The organism is Micromonospora sp. B11E3 (genome assembly GCF_039871625.1).
GTDB lineage: Bacteria > Actinomycetota > Actinomycetes > Mycobacteriales > Micromonosporaceae > Micromonospora.
In genome coordinates, this window is sequence record NZ_JBDPMC010000155.1 from 1 (window position 1) to 5,276 (window position 5,276).

1 protein-coding gene and 1 pseudogene are annotated in these 5,276 nt (G+C 70.8%); both read right to left on the reverse strand.

Annotated features, from left to right (window positions below; genetic code table 11):
- Positions 1-384: 384 nt before the first annotated feature.
- The gene (locus tag ABGB16_RS32980; protein ID WP_347671974.1) at positions 385-1,449 is read right to left on the reverse strand and encodes an integrase core domain-containing protein; all 1,065 of its coding nucleotides are present in this window, start codon (positions 1,447-1,449) and stop codon (positions 385-387) included.
- A 279-nt stretch (positions 1,450-1,728) separates the two neighbouring features.
- Positions 1,729-5,276, reverse strand: a pseudogene (locus tag ABGB16_RS32985) (hypothetical protein); the annotation flags it as partial.

Genomic DNA, 5,276 nt, shown 5'->3' on the forward strand with positions numbered 1-5,276 from the left:
GCCGGACGCGCCAACATCGCCCACGCCCGCCGCGACCTACACAACCGCACCGATGTCTTCGCCGTCTACGGCATCTAGCAAACCATCACCAAGCCGGACAGAAAGAAACAACGCCGGGGCCCTGGGACGCGATCCACGACGAGCTTCGCCGGCAGGTGCGGGTCGCGGCCGGTCGTGAGCCAGAGCCGACAGCGGCGGTGCTGGACGCCCAGTCGATCATATCCAGTGAGGGCGGCGAATGCCGTGGGTTCGACATGGGCAAGAAGACCACCGGCCGTTATCTGGAGCCCGCTCTGACTTGTTCTTGATGTAGTCCAAGGGCGCTGAACGTGTACGGTGCCAAAACTAGATTCCGGCTGCTGACCAGCGGGTTCAAGGATTCGTTCAGGCGGCTCGATGGTACTCGTTGATGATTCCTCCCAGCCGCCGTCGGCGTCGAACGACGCCGTCGATCGGCACGGCGACGCCCGGGTCATGGTTGGGTGGCACCTGTCCGTGGCCTTGGTGCGGCCGGTGATCATTGAAGTGTCGGACGTATTCGGTCAGTACCGTCCTGGCGTGCCGTTCGCCGTAGCTGAGGAGGTGGTCTGTGCACTCCTCGCGCATGCTGCGGCCCCAGCGCTCCACGAAACAGTTCGCCCTCGGTGTGCGCGGCGGCGTCTTCACCACCCGTATGCCGTCTGCGGTCAGGACCGCGTCGAAGGTCCGCCCGTACTTGGTGTCGCGGTCGCGGATTTGGAACCGGAAGTCGTTGGTGCGTTCTCCGAGGTCCATGAGCAGGTTGCGGGCCTGCTGGGTCACCCATGCCTGGGTCGGGTGCTCGGTCACGCCGAGCAGGTGTACCCGGCGGGTGGCGATCTCCGTGACGACCAGCACGTACAGCCGGCGCAGCCACACGGTATCGACGTGGAAGAAGTCGGTGGCCAGCAGGCCGGTGGCCTGGGCGCGCAGGAACGTTCGCCAAGACGTGTCGGTCTGGTGGGGTGCGGGGCCGAGGCGGTCACGGGCCAGGATTCGGCGGATGGTGCCGAGGCCGACGCGGTGGCCCGGTCCGAGCAGTTCGCCCTGGATTCTTTTGTGGTCCCAGCGGGGGTTGTCCCGGGCCATTCGGCGGATGAGCTCGCGGATTTCGTCGCTGACGGGTGGTCGGCTGCCGCAGTGGGGGTAGGTCCAGCGGCGTTGGACCAGCCGGCGGTGCCAGGCCAGCAGGGTCGCCGGGGTCACGATCCGGTGGATGCGGACCGTGCGGGGCAGGCGGCGGGCCAGCGCGGACAGGATCGCCCGGTCTGGCCAGGACAGTCGTGGTCGGCCGTGGACCTGACGGTGCAGCACCGCGACCTCGTGGCGCAGGGCCAGCAGCTCCGCGAGCACCGCGCGGTCGCTGCGCGCCGCGAGGAGCAGAGCGTCGAACAGGCGGATCGCGACCAGATAGATCAGCTGGAAGACCATGACCACGAAGGTGCCTCGTTCCCATGAAGCCCCAGCTCACTGCAGGTGCGACAGGTATTGGCACCGTACACCCGCCCACCCCTCCGGCCAGGACGATGCGGTGGGGGCGTTCGGGTCGTCCAGCGGCCCGGGCAACCCGGGCAGATCCGTGTCCGCCGGCGGGGCAGGTACCGGCCCGGGCATCGGCGACGTATCCCCGTCGTTCAGCCAGGACAGGTCCGCACTACCCTGCGGGCGGTCCGGTCCGGGGGCAGGGCCCGGCACCGGTGCTTGCCGGGGCTAACCCGGATCGGTCACCCTGTACCGCGCCGCCACGCGACCGTGTGCTTCCCGGACCAGCTGCAGCAGACCACGGTCGCGCAATGCCCCGATCCGGCGATTCACCGTCTGCTGCGGTGTGAATGTCGCCGCGGCGAGGGCTGGCTCGCTGACGGTGATGAACCCTTCGCCGTCCATACTGCGGATCAGGACGTTCCACAACCGCCGCAGCTGATCCCGCTGCGTTGTGGTGGCGTTGTGGCCGACGTGCTGGTCGAACAGCGTCCGGGCATCATCCGGGTCGCGCACCCACTGGCTGCCTGCAGGAAGGGCCGGCAATGCTTGCCGGGGCTGACCCGGATCGATCACCCTGTACCGCGCCGTCACGCGACCGTGTGCTTCCCGGACCAGCTGCAGCAGATCATGGTCGCGCAATGCCCCGATCCGGTTATGCACCGTCGACGGCAGCGTGGATGTCGCCGCGGCGAGGGCTCGCACGCTGACGGTGATGTACCCGTCGCGGTCCATACGGCCGATCAGGACGTTCCACAACCGCCGCAACTCATCCCGCTGCTGCGTTGTGGTGGCGATGTCGCCGACGTGCTGCTCGAACAGCGTCCGGGCATCATTCGGGTTGCGCACCCAGCGGCGGCCCGCAGTGGGTTGGGGTTGGGGTTGGTCGGGGTGGAGTGGGGCGGGGGTGGTGGGTGGCTCGTCGGCCGGGTGATGGAGGGTGTCGCCGGGGTGGAGAGTGCCGGCGTCGGTGCGGGTCACCGCTGGGGAGGGTGCGGGGGATGGCTGCCAGTGCATGTCCGTCCCCTGGTAGGTGGCCCAGGCGCCGAGGTTCCCGCTGCCGGCGCCGGCCTGGCCGGGGGTGGACATCGCAGCACCGTGCCCGTCGGTCGCACCAATGTCGGGAACCGGCCCCGCCGGTCCCGCCCACCCCGCCGGCCAGGACGACGCGGCCGGCCACGCCGGCCAGGATGATGCCGTGGGGGCGTTCGGGTCGTCCAGCGGCCCGGGCAGCCCGGGCAGACCCGTGCCCGCCGGCGGGGCAGGTACCGGCCCGGGCATCGGCGACTGAGGTGCCGGATTCTGTACGCCCAGTCCGGGCGGGAACGGCTGCGTCCCTGGGAACTGGCTGGGCTGGTCGCCGCTGGGCTGCGACCACGATGTCGGGCCGGGCGGGGCCTGTGGCCGGGACGGATCCGTCGGTTGCGGCCCGGGGGCGGGTTCCGTGTCCACGGCCGTGGGCGGGCCGACCCACGCCGGATGGAGCAGATTGAGCAGATCGGCTGGGTCCATCTGCCAGGTGGGCCAGGCGCCGGGGTTCCCGCTGCCGTCGGGCTGATTGTCGGTGTGCGGCTGGCCGAAGTTGGTGGACATCCCGGCACCGTGGGCGGTCACATCAATGTCGGGATTCGGCCACTCTGGTCCCGCCCACCCCTCCGGCCAGGTCGACGCGGTGGGGGCGTTCGGGTCGTCCAGCGGCCCGGGCAGCCCGGGCAGATCCGTGTCCGCCGGCGGGGCAGGTACCGGCCCGGGCATCGGCGACGTATCCCCGTCGTTCAGCCAGGACAGGTCCGCACTACCCTGCGGGCGGTCCGGTCCGGGGGCAGGGCCCGGCACCGGTGCTTGCCGGGGCTGACCCGGATCGGTCACCCTGTACCGCGCCGCCACGCCACCGTGACCTTCCCGGACCAGCTGCAGCAGACCACGGCCGCGCAATTCCCCGATCCGGTCATGCACCGTCGACGGCGGTATGGATGCCGCATCGGCGAGGGTTGACTCGCTGGCGGTGATGAACCCTTCGCCGTCCATACTGCGGATCAGGACGTTCCACAACCGCCGCAGCTGATCCCGCTGCGTTGTGGTGGCGATGTCGCCGACGTGCTGCTCGAACAGCGTCCGGGCATCATTCCGGTCGCGCACCCACTGGCTGCCCGCAGGAAGGGCCGGCAACGATGCTTGCCGGGGCGGACCCGGATCGGTCACCTTGTACCACGCCGCCCTGCGACCGTGACCTCCCCCGACCAGCCGCAGCAGACCACGGCCGCGCAATGCCACGATCCAGTCATGCACCGTCTGCTGCGATGTGCCTGCCGCACGGGCGAGGGCTCGCTCGCTGACGGTGATGAACCCGTCGCCGTCCATACTGCCGATCAGGGCGTTCCACAACCGCCGCAACTGCTCCTGCTCCTGCTGCTGCGTTGTGGTGGCGATGTGGCCGGCGTGCTGGTTGAACAGCGTCCGGGCCCTATCCGGGTCGCGCACCCAGCTGCCCGCAGTGGGTTGGGGTTGGGATTGGTCGGGGGGGAGTGGGGTGGGGGTGGTGGGTGGCTCGTCGGCCGGGTGATGGAGGGTGTCGCCGGCGGGGAGAGTGTCGGCGTCGGTGTGGGTCACCGCTGGGAATGGTTGCCAGTCCATGTCCAGCCCCTGGTAGGGGGCCCAGTCGTCGAGGTTCCCGCTGCCGCCGTCCTGGCCGAAGTCGGTGGACATCGCAGCACCGTGCCAGGCGGTCACATCAATGCCGGGATCCGGCTCCGCCGGTCCCGTCCACCCCGCCGTCCAGGACGACGCGGCCGGCGGGGCCGGCCAGGACGGCAACTCCGTCCCTGGATCCTGCGACGGGTCGCGCACCCACTGGGCAGCGGACGCCGGGCCAGGAGCAGACGGGTCGCCGTTTTCCGTTGGATCGGGCGACTGCCCGTCTGAGGTGGAGCCGGCCCACCGGTGGTGACCGCCAGCGGCGGTGAAGGCCTGCTGGTGCGGCCAGTGCACGCCGGGTTCCTGACCGTTCTCGACGATGTCCGCGGTCCGTACCGCCTCCACCAGATCCGGTCCGAACAGCTCCACCGAAGCGTCCGAGAACAACACGGACCGCGCCGGCTCGTCCGCGTGTGGCCGCAGCTCGCCGGGTATCTGGTCTACCTCGTGTGTGGACGACATCAGCCGCCGGGCGCGCAGCTTGGTGCGCAGCCATTCACCGAAGGGGGTGGCCTGTCCCGGTCCCTGCCATGCCGCGTCGCACCAGACGAGCATGATGTCGGGTGTGTCGCCGCCTCGCTGTTGCGCCTGCGCGACGGCGTGTTGCCAGGCGGGCGAGGCGGTGAGCGTCCGTAGGAACAGGGCTTGGCGCACCGGATCGTCGGCCAGCCGTTCGGCCAGGTTCCGGTGCCCGGCGATGGTGAACCATCCGTCCACCCGCGGCAGCGCCTGTGCCGCCGTGCGGTCCGCCGCCGCCGCGTCCAGATCCGCCACGGCCGGGTCGGCGAAGTACACGCCGCTGAACGTGTCCGCCATGGCGATACCCCTGGATGCCTCGAACAGTTGGGGCAGGACCTCGTCCGGCGAGGCCGCCTGGATACCGATGTCCGCGGCGAGCCGGCGCAGCTGGGCGTCGGTGGCACGGCCGTGGCCGCCGCTGGCGAGATCGTGGATTCGTTCCGCGGCCGGCCCGTGGGCAGCGGCGAGCCCGAGATCGGCCGGGCCGCTGCTGCCGGCCGGGCCGGACGCAGCGCCCGGCCGGGATGCCGTACCTGAGTCCACCGCGGACCCGATCGCCGCGG